General features: G+C 67.9%; 10 protein-coding genes. 6 read left to right on the plus strand and 4 right to left on the minus strand.

Annotated elements, in window-relative coordinates; all coding sequences use genetic code 11:
- Positions 1 to 149 precede the first annotated feature (149 nt).
- From ACSUZC_RS20915 to ACSUZC_RS20935, 5 genes are all read left to right on the plus strand, one after another.
- Positions 150 to 3,797 carry a (Fe-S)-binding protein gene (locus ACSUZC_RS20915; protein WP_439030371.1) on the plus strand — a complete coding sequence of 1,216 codons (3,648 nt, stop codon included), beginning with the start codon at positions 150 to 152 and terminating at the stop codon, positions 3,795 to 3,797.
- 139 nt (positions 3,798 to 3,936) lie between these two features.
- Complete coding sequence (locus ACSUZC_RS20920; protein WP_439030372.1) at positions 3,937 to 5,190, plus strand: pyridoxal phosphate-dependent aminotransferase; 1,254 nt, start codon at positions 3,937 to 3,939, stop codon at positions 5,188 to 5,190.
- Positions 5,191 to 5,329: 139 nt separating this feature from the next.
- On the plus strand, positions 5,330 to 7,114 hold the full coding sequence (locus ACSUZC_RS20925; protein ID WP_439030373.1) for an SDR family oxidoreductase: 1,785 nt from the start codon (positions 5,330 to 5,332) through the stop codon (positions 7,112 to 7,114).
- Positions 7,111 to 8,040 (plus strand): metal-dependent hydrolase, encoded by a 930-nt coding sequence (locus tag ACSUZC_RS20930; protein WP_439030374.1) that lies wholly within the window; start codon positions 7,111 to 7,113, stop codon positions 8,038 to 8,040. The genes ACSUZC_RS20925 and ACSUZC_RS20930 overlap by 4 nt, the downstream gene beginning before the upstream one ends.
- A gap of 28 nt (positions 8,041 to 8,068) precedes the next feature.
- Positions 8,069 to 9,193 (plus strand): PDR/VanB family oxidoreductase, encoded by a 1,125-nt coding sequence (locus ACSUZC_RS20935; protein ID WP_439030375.1) that lies wholly within the window; start codon positions 8,069 to 8,071, stop codon positions 9,191 to 9,193.
- Here the strand turns inward: ACSUZC_RS20935 and ACSUZC_RS20940 are convergent.
- Positions 9,155 to 10,732, minus strand: a complete 1,578-nt coding sequence (locus ACSUZC_RS20940) for an MFS transporter (protein ID WP_439030376.1) — start codon at positions 10,730 to 10,732, stop codon at positions 9,155 to 9,157. The two genes, ACSUZC_RS20935 and ACSUZC_RS20940, sit on opposite strands and share 39 nt — an antisense overlap.
- A gap of 134 nt (positions 10,733 to 10,866) precedes the next feature.
- Here ACSUZC_RS20940 and ACSUZC_RS20945 point away from each other — a divergent pair, with 134 nt between their 5' ends.
- Positions 10,867 to 11,457: a TetR/AcrR family transcriptional regulator gene (locus tag ACSUZC_RS20945; RefSeq protein ID WP_439030377.1), complete on the plus strand. Its 591-nt coding sequence runs from the start codon at positions 10,867 to 10,869 to the stop codon at positions 11,455 to 11,457.
- On the opposite strand, the gene ACSUZC_RS20950 is transcribed toward ACSUZC_RS20945, so the two are convergent.
- From ACSUZC_RS20950 to dcd, 3 genes are all read right to left on the minus strand, one after another.
- Complete coding sequence (locus tag ACSUZC_RS20950) at positions 11,458 to 12,699, minus strand: hypothetical protein (RefSeq protein ID WP_439030378.1); 1,242 nt, start codon at positions 12,697 to 12,699, stop codon at positions 11,458 to 11,460. It lies immediately after the preceding gene.
- A gap of 96 nt (positions 12,700 to 12,795) precedes the next feature.
- Positions 12,796 to 14,259, minus strand: a complete 1,464-nt coding sequence (locus ACSUZC_RS20955) for a UDP-glucose dehydrogenase family protein (protein WP_439030379.1) — start codon at positions 14,257 to 14,259, stop codon at positions 12,796 to 12,798.
- Positions 14,260 to 14,379: 120 nt separating this feature from the next.
- A complete protein-coding gene (gene dcd, locus ACSUZC_RS20960) occupies positions 14,380 to 14,952 on the minus strand; it encodes a dCTP deaminase (RefSeq protein ID WP_439030380.1) in 573 nt (190 codons plus the stop codon).
- Positions 14,953 to 14,972: the final 20 nt, after the last annotated feature.

The raw sequence follows: 14,972 nt of genomic DNA on the forward strand, positions 1-14,972 counted from the left end.
ATGTAGACCTGCAGTGATTAGGCCAGCCTTGGCAGCGCGCCGGTGGCGCAACGAATTACGGTTACCTGTAGTACACCGCCCCGTGGTACCCAGCCTCGCGTTCCGCGACCCGGCGGCGGACGACCTAGACGAAAGGCCGGTACGCGCCCGTGACTACCACGACGATTGCCATCGGCACGACAGCCGCGGTGATCAGCCTCCTCTGCTGGTACCTGTTCCTCGGTGGCGTGGTGCGGATCTACCGCACCATCAAGCTCGGGCACAAGGTCGACAGCTCCCGCTTCTGGCCCATCCTGCCGCGCATGCTGACGATGCTCAAAGAGTTCATCGTCCACACCCGGATGGTGAAGTTCCGCACCGTCGGCTGGGCGCACTGGCTGGTGATGATCGGCTTCCTCGGCGGCGCCCTGCTGTGGTTCGAGGCCTACGGTCAGTCCATCAATCCCGAGTTCCACTGGCCCGTCTTCGGTGACACGTTCGCCTGGCACCTCTGGGACGAGCTGCTGGGTATCGGAACCGTGGTCGGCATCATCGTCCTGATCGTCATCCGGCAGCTGAACCACCCGCGCGTCCCGGAACGGCTGTCGCGCTTCGGCGGTTCGCGTTTCGGGCCGGCCTACTTCGTCGAGGCCGTCGTGTTGCTCGAGGGCCTGGGCATGATCCTGGTGAAGGCGTCGAAGATCGCCACCTACCACCACTCCAACGCCTACTCCGACTTCTTCACCATGCAGGTCGCCAAGCTCCTGCCGGCGTCGCCGACACTGGTGTCGATCTTCGCGGTCATCAAGCTGATGAGCGGCATGGTGTGGCTCGCGATGGTCGGCATGAACATCAGCTGGGGCGTTGCGTGGCACCGCTTCTCGGCCTTCTTCAACATCTACTTCAAGCGCGAGCAGGACGGCGGCGTCGCCCTCGGTGCCGCGAAGCCGATGATGAGCCAGGGCAAGGTCCTCGACATGGAGACCGCCGATCCCGACGTCGACGCGTTCGGCGCCGGAAAGATCGAGGACTTCTCCTGGAAGGGCTGGCTGGACTTCACCACCTGTACCGAATGCGGTCGTTGCCAGTCGCAGTGCCCCGCGTGGAACACCGGTAAGCCGCTGAGTCCCAAGCTGCTGATCATGTCGCTGCGCGACCACGGCAACGCCAAGGCCCCCTACCTGCTGGCCGGTGGCCGCAAGGACATGGGCGGCGACGAGGTCGGTCTGGTCGATGCCGACGGCAACGTGCTCGAGGACAAGCTCAACGCGATCCCCGAGGCGGCACGCGCCGAAGCGGCACGCAAGCTCGTCGGCGAGTCCAAGGGCGATCTCGGCGGCGGCAACGGTGTCGAAGCCGTGGACGGCGAGTTCGATGCCGAGGCACTCGGTGCGGTCATCGACACCGAGACCCTGTGGAGCTGCACCACCTGTGGCGCGTGCGTCGAGCAGTGCCCCGTCGACATCGAGCACGTCGACCACATCCTCGACATGCGCCGCTACCAGGTCCTGATCGAGTCGGACTTCCCGACCGAGCTGGCCGGCATGTTCAAGAACCTCGAGAACAAGGGCAACCCGTGGGGCCAGAACGCCTCCGCGCGCACCGCCTGGATCGACGAGATGGACATCGAGATCCCGGTCTTCGGCAAGGACGTCGAGTCGTTCGAGGGCTTCGAGTACCTGTTCTGGGTCGGCTGTGCCGGCGCCTACGAAGACCGTGCGAAGAAGACCACCAAGGCCGTCGCGGAGTTGCTCGACATGGCCGCGGTCAACTTCATGGTCCTCGGCGAGGGCGAGACCTGTACCGGTGACTCGGCACGACGCGCGGGCAACGAGTTCCTCTTCCAGATGCTCGCGCAGCAGAACATCGAGATGCTCGGCGAGGTCTTCGCCACCGCACCCGAGCAGCGCAAGAAGGTCGTCGTGACCTGTGCACACTGCTTCAACGCACTGGGCAACGAATATCCGCAGCTCGGCGCCAAGTACGAGGTCGTGCACCACACGCAGCTGCTCAACCGGCTCGTCCGCGAGAAGCGCCTCGTCCCGGTCGCGCCGCTCGGCGAGGGCGTCACCTACCACGACCCCTGCTACCTGGGCCGCCACAACAAGGTCTACGACGCTCCGCGTGAGCTGATGGGCGCCGCCGGTTCGACGCTCACCGAGATGCCGCGTCACGGCGAACGGTCCATGTGCTGTGGCGCCGGTGGTGCGCGCATGTGGATGGAAGAGCAGATCGGCAAGCGGATCAACATCGACCGGGTAGACGAGGCTCTCAACACACTCGGCGACACGACCGGGGATCAGATCAAGAAGGTCGCGACGGGTTGCCCGTTCTGCCGCGTGATGCTGACCGACGGTGTGACCGCACGGACCAGCGGCACCGAGTCCGAGGGCAAGGTCGAGGTCGTCGACGTCGCGCAGTTGCTGCTCGAGTCGGTCAAGCGCGACCGGACCGAGGTCAAGCTCGGCGGCCGATTCCTCGGACCGCGTCCGACCCTTGCAGAGCCGGAGCCCGAGCCCGAACCCGAGAAGGTCCCCGCCGCGGCGGCAGCATCCGCATCGGCGACGACCGAGGCGGCTCCGAAGCCGAAGGTCGGCCTGGGCATGAAGGGCGGCAAGAAGCCGGGTGCGACGGCCAAGACAGCCGCACCGGAGGCACCGACCGAGAAGGCACCGGCCGAGAAGAAGCCGGCCTCCAAGGGCTTCGGCATGAAGGGCGGCAAGAAGCCCGGCGCCGCCGCATCATCTGCCGCCCCGGCCACGGATTCCGTACCCGCGGAGGCCCCTGCCGAGGCACCCGCCGACAAGAAGCCCGCCGCCAAGGGCTTCGGCATGAAGGGCGGCGCCAAGCGTCCCGGTGCGGCAGGCAAGCCCGCCGGAGGGACCGCGGAACCGGTACCCGCCGAGACCGAGTCGTCGGAAGCGGTCAAGGAGGAGGTCGCCGAGACCGCCACCGAGACGGCCGAGAAGGAGCCCGCGTCGAAGGGCTTCGGCATGGGCAAGGCCAAGCGGCCGGGTCAGAAGACCACCAACGCGGCCGCACCCGACGCCGGAGTGACCGCTCCCGCCGAGAACAAGATCGACGAGAGCGAATCGGCACCGGACGCCGCCCCGACCGTGGACACCGAATCGGCAACCACCGTGACGGCGACCACCGACACTTCCGTCGCTGCCGCAACGGAAGAGAAGCCCGGCAAGGCCAAGGGCTTCGGGATGTCCGCGGGCAAGAAGCGTCCCGGCGGGATCGGCAAGGCCGCGGCCAAGCCGGCCGCCGCCGCACCGGCTCAGACCGAACCCGAGCCGGAGGCCGCGGAGTCGCAGACTGCCGGGGCAGCCGAGTCGGAGACTGCCGAGGCGCCGGCAGCCGAGGCACCGTCGTCGGAGGCGACGCCGGCGGACACCGAGGGCGGTTCGGCCGCAGCGTTGACCGAGGAGAAGCCGGCCAAGGCCAAGGGCTTCGGCATGGCCGCGGGCAAGAAGCGACCGGGCGGGGCGAGCAAGGCGGCCCCGGCCGCCGCCACACCCGCGCCCGCAGCGGCCGAACCCGAGGCGGAGTCGGAGCCGGCGTCCGAGGCCTCGGAGTCGGCGGACGCAGAGACCCCCGAGGTCGAGACAGCCCACACCGAAGCACCACAGGCACAGGCACCCGAAGCCCAGGCATCTGGGGCAGAGGAGCCCGAAGCCGAGGAGCCCGAGCCCTCTTCTCCCGAGCCGTCGAGCAACGGGACCGGAGAAGCACGGACCATCGCCGAGGCCGGTGCGTCGAAGGCCAAGGGCTTCGGCATCGCCGCCGGCAAGAAGCGGCCCGGTCACAAGTAGTTCCCCGCAGTACCCAGCAGCAGATGTCGCATTTCGTGTCGGTCACCGTCACGGAGTGCGACATCTGTCGTCTGGGCGTCAGACCCGGGACTCCGGCACTGGCAGAAACGCATTTGCCACCGGCTGCGACAATGTACCCGTGAGTAGGCCCCATGTTTCGCACCTGAACCAGAACCTCAAGCCGCTCGAGCAGTCGCTCAAGCTGCAGAACGTGTGCTACGAGATCCGTGGTCCCGTACACGCGCATGCGCAGCGGCTCGAGGCGGAGGGGCATCGCATCCTCAAGCTGAACATCGGCAACCCCGCCCTGTTCGGCTTCGAGGCCCCCGACGTGATCATGCGCGACATGATCCACGCCCTTCCGTACGCGCAGGGCTACTCCGAGTCGGCCGGTGTGCTCCCCGCACGCCGGGCGGTCGTGACCCGCTACGAACTGATCCCCGACTTCCCGTACTTCGACGTCGACGACGTCATCCTGGGCAACGGGGTCTCCGAGCTCATCACGATGACCATGCAGGCGCTGCTGAACGACGGCGACGAGGTGCTGATCCCCGCGCCCGACTACCCGCTGTGGACCGCGATGACCTCGCTGTCGGGCGGCCAGCCCGTGCATTACCGCTGCGACGAGGAGAACGGGTGGAATCCTGACGTCGCCGACATCGCCGCGAAGATCACCGACCGCACCAAGGCGATCGTCATCATCAACCCGAACAACCCGACCGGCGCGGTCTACTCCCGCGAGGTCCTCGAGCAGCTCGTCGAACTCGCGCGCCAGCACTCGCTGCTGATCCTCGCCGACGAGATCTACGACAAGATCATCTACGACGACGCCGAGCACGTGAATGTGGCCTCGCTGGCGCCGGACCTGTTGTGTCTCACCTTCAACGGACTGTCGAAGGCCTACCGGGTCTGCGGTTACCGCGCCGGCTGGGTGGTCATGACCGGCCCCAAGGATCACGCCCGCGGCTTCATCGAGGGCATGGGCATCCTGGCCTCGACGCGCCTGTGCTCCAACGTGCCGGGCCAGCACGCCATCCAGGTGGCGCTCGGCGGCTACCAGTCCATCGAGGCCCTCGTCTCCCCCGGCGGGCGGTTGTACGAGCAGCGAAACGTGACGTGGGAGAAGCTGAACGAGATCCCCGGCGTCAGCTGCGTGAAACCCAAGGGCGCGCTGTACGCATTCCCTCGCCTCGACCCCGAGGTCTACGAGATCCACAACGACGAATTGTTCGTCCAAGATCTGCTGCTGCAGGAGAAGATCCTCGTCGTGCAGGGCACCGGCTTCAACCTCGACGACCACAACCACTTCCGGATCGTCACGCTGCCGTGGTCGCGGGATCTGACCGAGGCCGTGGAGCGTATCGGCAACTTCTTGTCGTCGTACCGTCAGTGATCTGACACAGTCTCGCAAGACCCTGGTGAGGGCCCGGTCAACCGACCGGGCCCTCACTCTTTCCACCGGGTCTGGACATTTATGTAACCGTTGGTAACGTGTACCTCCATCAGGTGCGGCACTCACGACGAGGTGACAGATGTCCGAACAGGCAATTCGCCGGCGACCCGACTGGCGCCCGGGGACCGTGACCAACAACGGGATCCGACTGGCGACCTATGAGCTGGGCGATCCGACGAACCCCACCGTGGTGCTGGTCCACGGCTGGCCCGACACCCACCACCTGTGGACGCACATCGCCCCCCGGTTGGCCGAGAAGTACCACGTCGTCGCCTACGACTGCCGAGGATTCGGCGACAGCGACCGTCCCGGCGAGGTCGCCGCGTACCGGCTCGACGAACTCGCCGACGACCTGTACGCCGTGGCCGAAGCGGTGAGTCCCGACGACGCCGTACACGTGGTCGCGCACGACTGGGGCTCGGTGCAGACCTGGGAGGCCGTGAGCCGGCCACGTGCCCAGGCCCGCATCGCATCGTTCGTCTCGGTGTCCGGACCGAATCTCGATCATCTCGGCCAGTTCGTCCGCGACCAGTTCGCGAACCCGACGCCTCGCCACCTGCGAAATGTGCTCGCGCAGACGATGTCGTCGGCGTACACCGGACTCTTCCAGCTCCCGGTGCTGCCCGACGTGCTGCTACGTGGGATGGGTAACCCGACGGTGTGGAGGCAGTTCCTGCGCACGGTCGAGGGCACACCCCCGGAGAACGTCGACGTCGCCGCGTCCCTGCGCCGCGACATGATCACCGGCCTCGCCCTCTACCGCGCGAACATCCGATCCAAACTGATGCGGTCGAACCCCCGGATCACCACGGTGCCGGTCCTCCAGGTCGTGAACGAACGCGACATCGCGCTACGGCCCGCGATCTACGACAACACACCGACCTACGCGGCCAAGCTGTGGCGCCGGGACACACCCACCGGTCACTGGTTGCCCTACACCCACCCGGACTACCTCACCGACCTGGTCCTCGACTTCCTTGCCCTGCAGACCAACAGCGGTGAGCCGGCGCCCGCGATGGAGCGCTCGCGCCTGTTCAGCGAACCACGAAAGCTCGCAGGCAAACTCGTGGTGATCACCGGCGCGGGTAGCGGAATCGGGCGGGAGACCGCGCTCGCACTGGCCGAGCGCGGTTGCGAACTGGTCCTGGCCGATCTCGATCTCGAATCCGCCGACGAGACCGCACGGGCATGCAAGGCGGCCGGTTCCTCCGCGCACGCCTACCTCCTCGACGTTTCCGACACCCCCGGTTTCGCGGCGTTCGCCGCACGCGTCCAAGATACCCACGGCGTACCCGACATCGTGGTCAACAACGCCGGAATCGGTTTGGCCGGGGGCGTTCTCGACGCCACGGACGAACAGGTCGACCGCCTGCTCGACGTCAACCTGCGCGGCGTCGTCACCGGTAGCCGTGAGTTCGGCAGGCAGATGGTCGACCGCGGCGTCGGCGGACACATCGTCAACGTCGCGTCGGCCGCGGCGTTCACGCCATCACGCAGCCTGGGCCTGTACGCCGCCTCGAAGGCGGGCGTGCTGCTCTTCTCCGAGTCCCTGCGCGCCGAACTCGCCGGGCACCGGATCGGGGTCAGCGCGATCTGTCCCGGCCTCGTCGACACCAACATCGTGTCGTCGACCCCCATCGCCGGCCTCGACGCCGAAGCCGAACGGTCACAACGGGACCGGCTCGATCGGTTCTATCAGCGTCGCGGATTCACGCCCGATCGGGTGGCACGTGAGATCGTCTCGGCGATCGAGCGCAACAAAGCCGTGGTCCCGGTGACCGTGGAGGCCAAGGTGGGTTACCGCATCTATCGGTTCGCGCCGTGGCTGTCACGGATCGGCGCACGTCAGAACGTCACGGGATGACCGCCGTGACCGACACCAGCGCTCACCACCGCGGTATCGACCGGACCACCGTCTCGGACCCCGCCGACCCCGGTCCCGTCGAACTGCACGCACGCAACGTGACCTTCGACTGGGATGACGTGCCGCTGCACTGGATTCCCGGCCATCCCGTGGCGTCGAACTTCATCAGCGTCCTGAATCTGCTGCTGCCCGAGGGAGAGCGGTGGTTCGTGCAGACCTACAACGAGGCGTTGCCACTGGTCGCCGACGACGAACTCGCCGCTCGGATGCGGGGTTTCATCGGTCAGGAGGCCATGCACGCCGAGGCCCACGACCACGTGCTCTGGGAGTTCCTCGATCACCACGGCATCGATCCGCGGCCCTACCAGCTGCAGATGGAGTGGATTTTCCGCAAGGTGCTCGGCCCCCTCGACGGCGGAACCGAGGAGGCCCGGCACAAGCATCTCGTCGAACGCCTGTGGTTGATCGCCGCCCTCGAGCACTACACCGCGATCCTGGGTGACTTCGCATTGAACAACACCTGGACCCGGCTCGGCGCCCATCCGACCATGGCCGATCTGTTCATGTGGCACGGCGCCGAAGAGGTCGAGCATCGGGCGGTGGCCCATGACGTCGCGGCGTACTTCGGGGACGGGTACCTCCGGCGGGGGCGCGCGATGTTCGCGGTGCTGCCCATCCTGCTGTTCCTGATCCAGCGGGGATACCGGTTCATCATGAGTCAGGACAAGTCGTTGTCCTACAACTACTTCCAGAAGACCTGGCATTACCACCGCGGTGTGCGCGCCGGGGTGCTGCCGAAGATGCGGACGATCATCTTCTCGACCTTCAGCTATTTCCGTCCGGGCTTCCGGCCGGAGGACATCGGGAGCACCGCGCAGGCGGTCGCCTATCTCGCGAGTTCTCCCGCCGCCCGCAACGCGGCATGAGGCTCTCGATCGGCGAGGAGGCGAGGACATGAACCAACGCGCGCACCCGCATTCGACGACGCTGACAGCACCCCCACCCCATCTGCACGGCCGGTGGCGCCACGATCCGGTGATCACCCTGGGCACGTTGATGTTCCGGGCGTGGTGGCCGGTCTGGCGCCCGCTGGCTCCGTTGCGCCCCGGCCCGGCGAACGACGGGGTCACGCAGGTGCGGATCGTCGAGCGCGAGGTCGTCGCCCGGGACGAGAACGTCATCGCCCTCACGCTCGAGGCGGCCCAGGGCGGGGCCCTGCCCGAGTGGCGTGCCGGCGCACACGTCGACCTGCTGCTGCCGTCGGGCCGTATGCGCGAGTATTCGCTGTGCGGCGATCCTGCCGACCGGACGCGTTACCGGATCGCCGTCCGCCGCATCCCCGCGGGCGGCGGCGGGTCGATCGAGGTCCATGATGCGCTGACGGTCGGGGATGTTCTCCCGATCAAGGGGCCGCGCAATGCCTTTCCGCTCGCCGTCCCCGGCCACGGGTCGCCGGCACGCCGTCTGCGATTCGTCGCGGCCGGTATCGGGATCACCCCGATCCTGCCGATGCTGGCGAGCGCCGAACGCTTCGGCCTGGACTGGTCGATGATCTACACCGGGCGCAGCGCCGACTCGATCCCGTTCCTCGACGAGGTGGCCCGCTTCGGAGACCGCATCACCATCCGCACCGACGACGTTCACGGCCTGCCGACGATGCCCGAACTGGTCGGCCCCGTCGACGATCCGGCCGAGTTGGCCGTGTACTGCTGTGGACCGGTACCGATGCTGGAAGGACTCCGCCGCCACCTCGCCCACCGGCCGGACATCGAACTGCACTACGAACGGTTCAGTCCGCCGCCGGTCGAGAACGGGACCGCGTTCACGGTCACGCTCGCGTCGACGGGTCAGGCGATCCCGGTGGCCGCCGACGAGTCCGCCCTCGCCGCGATCCGGCGCGTACTCCCGTCGGTCCCCTACTCGTGTCGTCAGGGATTCTGTGGCACGTGCAAGGTCAGGACGCTGTCGGGCGACGTCGATCACCGCGACAACATCCTGACCGAGCCCGAACGCGAAGCCGGGACCATGCTCACCTGCGTCTCACGCAGTACCGGCGGGGACCTCGTCATCGATCTCTGAGCCCAGTGTGGCTGCAGCCTGCGCCTCCCGTCCGGAACCGTTGCGCAGCAGGAATACAGCCGCGACACCCGCGGCGGCGGTGATCGCCACGGCCGCCCAGACCGCGTCGTGCAGGCCGTTCATGAACACCTCCTGCACCGCTGTGCGTACCGCCTGGCCGACGGCACCCGGCAACTCTTCTGCCACCTCACCACCCGCCATGACGGACTGCTTGGCCGCGTCGACCGCCTCGGCCGGCAATCCGCTGCCCGACAACCGATCACCGATGCCCGCGGCATACGTCGACGTGAGTATGGATCCCAGGACCGCGACCCCGAGAGTCCCGCCGATCTCCCGGGTCGTGTCGTTCACGGCACTGCCCGCACCGGCCTGCTCGGGACGCAGCGCATCCATGATCAGCTGGGTGCAGGGTCCGGAGATGAACGCCAACCCGGCGGCCATCAGCGCCATCGACCAGACGATGAGTTCCCAGTAACCCGATGCGCGCGAGGACATCTCGACGAGCGCGAATCCCCCGGACATGAGGAATGCGCCGGCCACGGCGACGACGCGCGGGCCGAACCGGTGCGACAGGGCCATGGCGACCGGCGACAGCGCGGCCATCACGAGCGCGAACGGGAGCGTGCGGACCCCGGCCGCGAGGGGACCGTACCCCTTGACCGCCTGGAAGAACTGGGTGATCAGGAAGATGAAGCCGAACAGGGCGAAGAAGGCGACGCTGATCATCCCCGCCGCGGTGGCGAAGCGGCGGTTGGCGAAGAGCCGCACATCCAGGATGGGGTGTGCCCGGCGCAGCTGCGACAGCACGAAGATCATCAGAATGATCAGCGCCGCAATGATTCCGACGACGGTGCGCACCTCGCCCCAGCCGACGTGCGGTGCCTCGATGAGACTGTAGGTGAGCAGCCCGAGGCCGGCCACAGACAGGAACACGCCCGGCAGGTCGAAGCGCGGCACCGACACCGGCCGCGTGTCCGGGACGACCGCCACGATCAGCACCACCGCGAGCACACCGAAGGGGACGTTCACCCAGAACACCGATGTCCAGGAGAAGTGCTCGAGCAGCCAACCGCCGAGCACCGGGCCGATGGCCACGGCCACGCCGGAGACGGCCGCCCAGATCCCGACCGCCGTCGCCCGTTCCCTGCTGTCGACGAAGATCGTGGTGATGATCGCGAGTGTCGCCGGGAAGACCAGTGCGGCAAAGGCTCCCAACCCCGCTCGGCCCGCGATGAGCTGTGCGATGCTCTGCGACGACGCCGCCAGCACCGACACCAGCATGAACCCGGCGATGCCGGTGAGGAGCATGCGGCGGTGCCCGAAACGGTCACCGAGATAGCCGCCGGTCAGCAGCAGGCCGGCGAAGACGAGCGTGAAGGCGTCGACGATCCACTGCAGACCCGACATGCCGGCGTCGAGGTCACGAGCGAGGGTCGGGAGCGCCACGTTGACGATCGTGTTGTCGATCATGACCATCAACTCGGCAAAACAGAGGGCGCCGAGCGCCCACCACCGAGAGTGTGTGCTGAGGGAGTTCATGACGGTGTCCTTGTCGCGTGAAGGGTGTCTCGTCGGATGCTGTACGACGCCGCGAGGGACGTCTTAGAACACTGTGCCACTGTTGTAGTACATTGTTCTATACGAGAAGAACACTGTTCCAGTAAGTTGTCAACATGTCCCCTGCGAAGCCGCGCACCCGCACCTCCGCCGCCGACATTCGTTCGGCCCTGCTCTCGGCGGGACGCACGATCCTGGAGCGCGACGGCGAGAGCGGCCTCACGGTGCGGGCCGTCGCTGCCGAGGCCAAGGTCGCGCCGATGGGGGTCTACAACCACTTCGACGGCCGGGACGGCCTCCTCGATGCCCTGGTCACCGACGGTTTCGCCGAGTTCGGCCGGGCCGTGGCAGCCCTCGATGACGATCCGGTCGTCCGCCTGCGCAGTTCGGGCCGCGCGTACCGCGCCTTCGCCATGGCCAACCCGGTGATCTACCGGCTGATGTTCTCGGCGCAGTGTGTCCCCGACTCCGAGGTCGCCTCACACGCGTTCATGGTGCTCGTCGACGTCATCCGATACGGCCAGGTTGCCGGGGTGATCATGCTGGGCGACCCCGCCGACCTGGCCATGCAGGCGTGGTCGGCCGTGCATGGTGCGGTCAGCCTCGAACTGGCGGGCACGCATCCACCCCACATCGACGCATCGTCGAGTTATGAGAAGGTGCTGGACTTCGTCGCGCGCGGACTCGCCCCACAGCCGAGAAAGTGACTACGGCAGGACGATCGGCGGCAGACCGGGGATCGGGTTCGGGATGGTGATCCCGCCACCTCGGGGCGGACGCGGAGCGCGCGGCCGGGGCCGGGTCGCCGGCGCCTCCGTCGTCGTCTCCGGCGGTGGAGGTGGCGTGTACCTACGCGCGGGTTGTCGCGCCTCCGCGAGGATGGCCGGGTCGGCATATTCGATGCCGGGCGGCGTGGCGGTCGTCCTGGGCTGCGGCGCGGACACCGTGGTGGGATCGTCGTAAGCCACCGCGAGCGCAGCCGCGACGCCGACGACGGACACCGCACACACCAACGCCAGGGCGGCCAGTAGTCGCGTGCTCCGTCGTCGAGTGCTCCGTCGTCGAGTGGCTCGGCGCGGTCCAGCGTTTGCAGCGGGGGCCTTCGCCGGGCCGACCCCCGCCGAAGTCCACTGTGGGACATACCCATTCATGACGACCGGATCGGGCCGGTCCTCGACGGGGGGAATGTGGGCGGCAGGTCCGTCGAACACGGGCGGCGGATCGCTCGGTGCTGCCGGGACCGGCGGCTCGGGCGGGGGCGAGACCAGCGGGGCAGTCGAGTCGGGAACTGTGATCGGCGCGACCGGCGGCTCGGGGACAGCGGTCCTCGCCGGGGGAAGGGAATCATCCGCGGGCCCCTCGACATCGACGACGGGCACACGGACAGCAAGCGCGATGGCATCCCGCAGACCGGGCCAGGCACCGACGCGGCCGGATATCACCACCGCGGGAGCACCCACGCCGTCCACCGCTGCGCGGGCCAGGTCCTCGGCGCGGGCGGTGAGCGGCTCACCGGCCTCGGCGACGTCGCGTCGGGCCATCCGGAACAAACGGATGTGGTCTCGGCCCATCAGAAAGGTGCCGTCGGAGTCCCGCAGTCGATCACGGCCCCGGGTCACCAGGTCGAGGACCTCGTCGTGCCATGCCGACGAGGTGGGTGGAGCCACACGGCCCACCCGCACGAGATGGTCGGCGATTGCTCTGTCGAGCGCGACGAGAGTGAGAGCGGCGTCGGTGTAGGGGTCGGTGACGATCCCGCGCGCGGGATCGAAGCGGCCCACGGACACTCCGGTATCAGGGTCGAGGTCGAGCAGCACCAACTCGGAGTCGTCCGGGATTCCGCGGTCGCGCAGGGTGGCCCGCACGGTGTCGACGACGGCAGCATCGACCATGACCTCTGCATCCGCCGAGGTGGGTCCCACAGCCGGATCGGCCGCCGTGTCGGTCATCTGATTGGTTTCCTGCACCTCGCGTGCACCTCGCCCCATGCCCCCGCCGGCGAGAAGGTGCGCTCTGAACAGTCGCGAGACTCAACCTAGCATGGCTCAGCGGCCCGACGCCCGCGCCGCGATGCCGTTCACCTGCTTTGACGAGACCCGCTGGGGCGACACCTGAGTGGTGGACGCCTGTTTCGCCGCCGCGGCCGGTGCTCGCCGGGTCGGCGCGGGACCGCCCAGCGCGCGGTACACCCACCCGGCGTCGCGCCACATCTGCGGGTCGAGACAGCGCCGGCCGTCGACGATGTTCTTGGCGCGCACGATGCCGTCGAGTTCCTCGGGTGCCATGTGCACGAATTCGGCCCATTCGGTGGCGATCAGGACGACGTCGGCTCGGTCGCACGCCTCGCGAGCGGTGGCCGCGTAGTTGAGGCTCGGCTGGATGCGTCGGGAGTTGTCCATCGCCTTGGGATCGAAGACGGTGACAGACGCGCCTTCCAGGGCGAGCCTGCTTGCGACGGTGAGGGCGGGCGAGTCCCGGACGTCGTCGCTCTCGGGTTTGAACGCGGCGCCCAGCACGGCGATGTTCCGGCCGAGGACCTCGCCGCCCAGCGCCTCGTAGACCAGTTCGACGGCAGCGCCCCGGCGGCGCATGTTGATCGCATCGACCTCGCGGAGGAAGCCGACAGCGCGCGGTGCACCCATGTCGTCGGCACGGGCGGTCAGGGCGCGGATGTCCTTGGGCAGGCATCCCCCGCCGAAACCGAGTCCGGCGTTGAGGAACCGGCGGCCGATACGCGGGTCGTACCCGATGGCGTCGGCCAGCGTGTTGATGTCGGCGCCGGCGATCTCGGCCAGCTCGCTGATCGCGTTGATGAAGGAGATCTTGGTGGCCAGGAATGCGTTTGCCGACACCTTGACGAGTTCCGCGGTCGCCCAGTCCGTTTCGATGAGCGGCACACCGGTCTCGAGGATCTCGCGGTAGATCTCGCGGATCACCTCGCTCGCCGACGATTCGGCGTCGGGATCGTAGGAGGGGTCGTCGAGTGACCCGGTCCCCAACACCAAGCGGTCCGGTTCGAGGGTGTCCTCGACGGCGAAACCCTCGCGGAGGAACTCCGGACTCCAGGACAACTCGATATCGGCGCCCGACTGCGTCAGGACCGAGATACGCTGCGACAGTTCGGCACACGTGCCGACCGGGACGGTGGACTTCCCGATGATCAGGTGCTTGCCGCGCAGTGTCGGCACGAGTGAGTCGACGGCGGCGTACACGTGGGACAGGTCGGCACGATGCCCGCGGGCCTCCTGCGGGGTGCCGACGCCGAGGAAGTGGACCGAGGCGTGGTCGGCGGCGGCGAGATGGTCGGTGGTGAAGCGGAGCCGGCCGGCGTCGATGTTGCGGCGGAGGATGTCGGCGAGTCCGGGTTCGAAGAACGGGACCTCACCGGCTTGGAGTCGTTCGACCTTCTGCGCGTCGACGTCGATGCCGACGACGTCGTGTCCGAGCTCGGCCATACAGGCCGCATGAGTGGCACCGAGGTAGCCGCATCCGATCACCGTGAGCTTCATGAAGGCAACGGTTACCCACGGGGTGCGGCCGGTAACCATCCCCTTCGTGGCGTGTGGTGATCGGCTGGGTGAACTTCCGGATCAGCACCCGTCGACCGGAGGTCGGTGTCTCTGCGAAGTTCAGTCGTGCTTCTGGAAGTTCAGGTACGCCTTCGACGGGGTGGGTCCGCGTTGTCCCTGGTACTTCGACCCCACCGACGCGCTGCCGTACGGTTCCTCGGCCGGACTGCTGAGCCGGATGAGGCAGAGCTGCCCGATCTTCATCCCGGGCCAGAGGGTGATCGGCAGGTTGGCGACGTTGGAGAGCTCGAGGGTGATGTGGCCGGAGAAACCGGGGTCGATGAACCCCGCCGTCGAATGGGTGAGGAGGCCGAGACGGCCGAGCGACGACTTGCCTTCGAGGCGGCCGGCGAGGTCGTCGGGCAGTGAGCACACCTCGAGGGTCGAGCCCAGCACGAACTCCCCCGGGTGCAGCACGAAGGGCTCGCCTTCGGCCGGTTCGACCAGGGTGGTGAGTTCGTCCTGCCGTTGCGCGGGGTCGATATGGGTGTACCTGGTGTTGTTGAACACCCGGAACAGACCGTCGAGCCGGACGTCGACGCTGGAGGGCTGGACGAGGGCAGGATCGAACGGATCGATGGCGAGGCGCCCGTCAGCGATCTCGGCGCGGATGTCGCGGTCGGAGAGCAGCACGGTGTCGAGGTTATCGAATG

Source organism: Gordonia terrae (genome assembly GCF_051789125.1).
In the GTDB taxonomy this organism is placed as follows: Bacteria; Actinomycetota; Actinomycetes; order Mycobacteriales; family Mycobacteriaceae; genus Gordonia; species Gordonia terrae_A.

Coding starts and splice junctions, on each gene's coding strand:
- ACSUZC_RS20925 (WP_439030373.1), top strand. CDS start 5,330: ATGTCCGAACAGGCAATTCGCCGGCGACCCGACTGGCGCCCGGGGACC.
- ACSUZC_RS20930 (WP_439030374.1), top strand. CDS start 7,111: ATGACCGCCGTGACCGACACCAGCGCTCACCACCGCGGTATCGACCGG.
- ACSUZC_RS20935 (WP_439030375.1), top strand. CDS start 8,069: ATGAACCAACGCGCGCACCCGCATTCGACGACGCTGACAGCACCCCCA.
- ACSUZC_RS20940 (WP_439030376.1), bottom strand. CDS start 10,732: ATGAACTCCCTCAGCACACACTCTCGGTGGTGGGCGCTCGGCGCCCTC.
- ACSUZC_RS20945 (WP_439030377.1), top strand. CDS start 10,867: ATGTCCCCTGCGAAGCCGCGCACCCGCACCTCCGCCGCCGACATTCGT.
- ACSUZC_RS20950 (WP_439030378.1), bottom strand. CDS start 12,699: ATGACCGACACGGCGGCCGATCCGGCTGTGGGACCCACCTCGGCGGAT.
- ACSUZC_RS20955 (WP_439030379.1), bottom strand. CDS start 14,259: ATGAAGCTCACGGTGATCGGATGCGGCTACCTCGGTGCCACTCATGCG.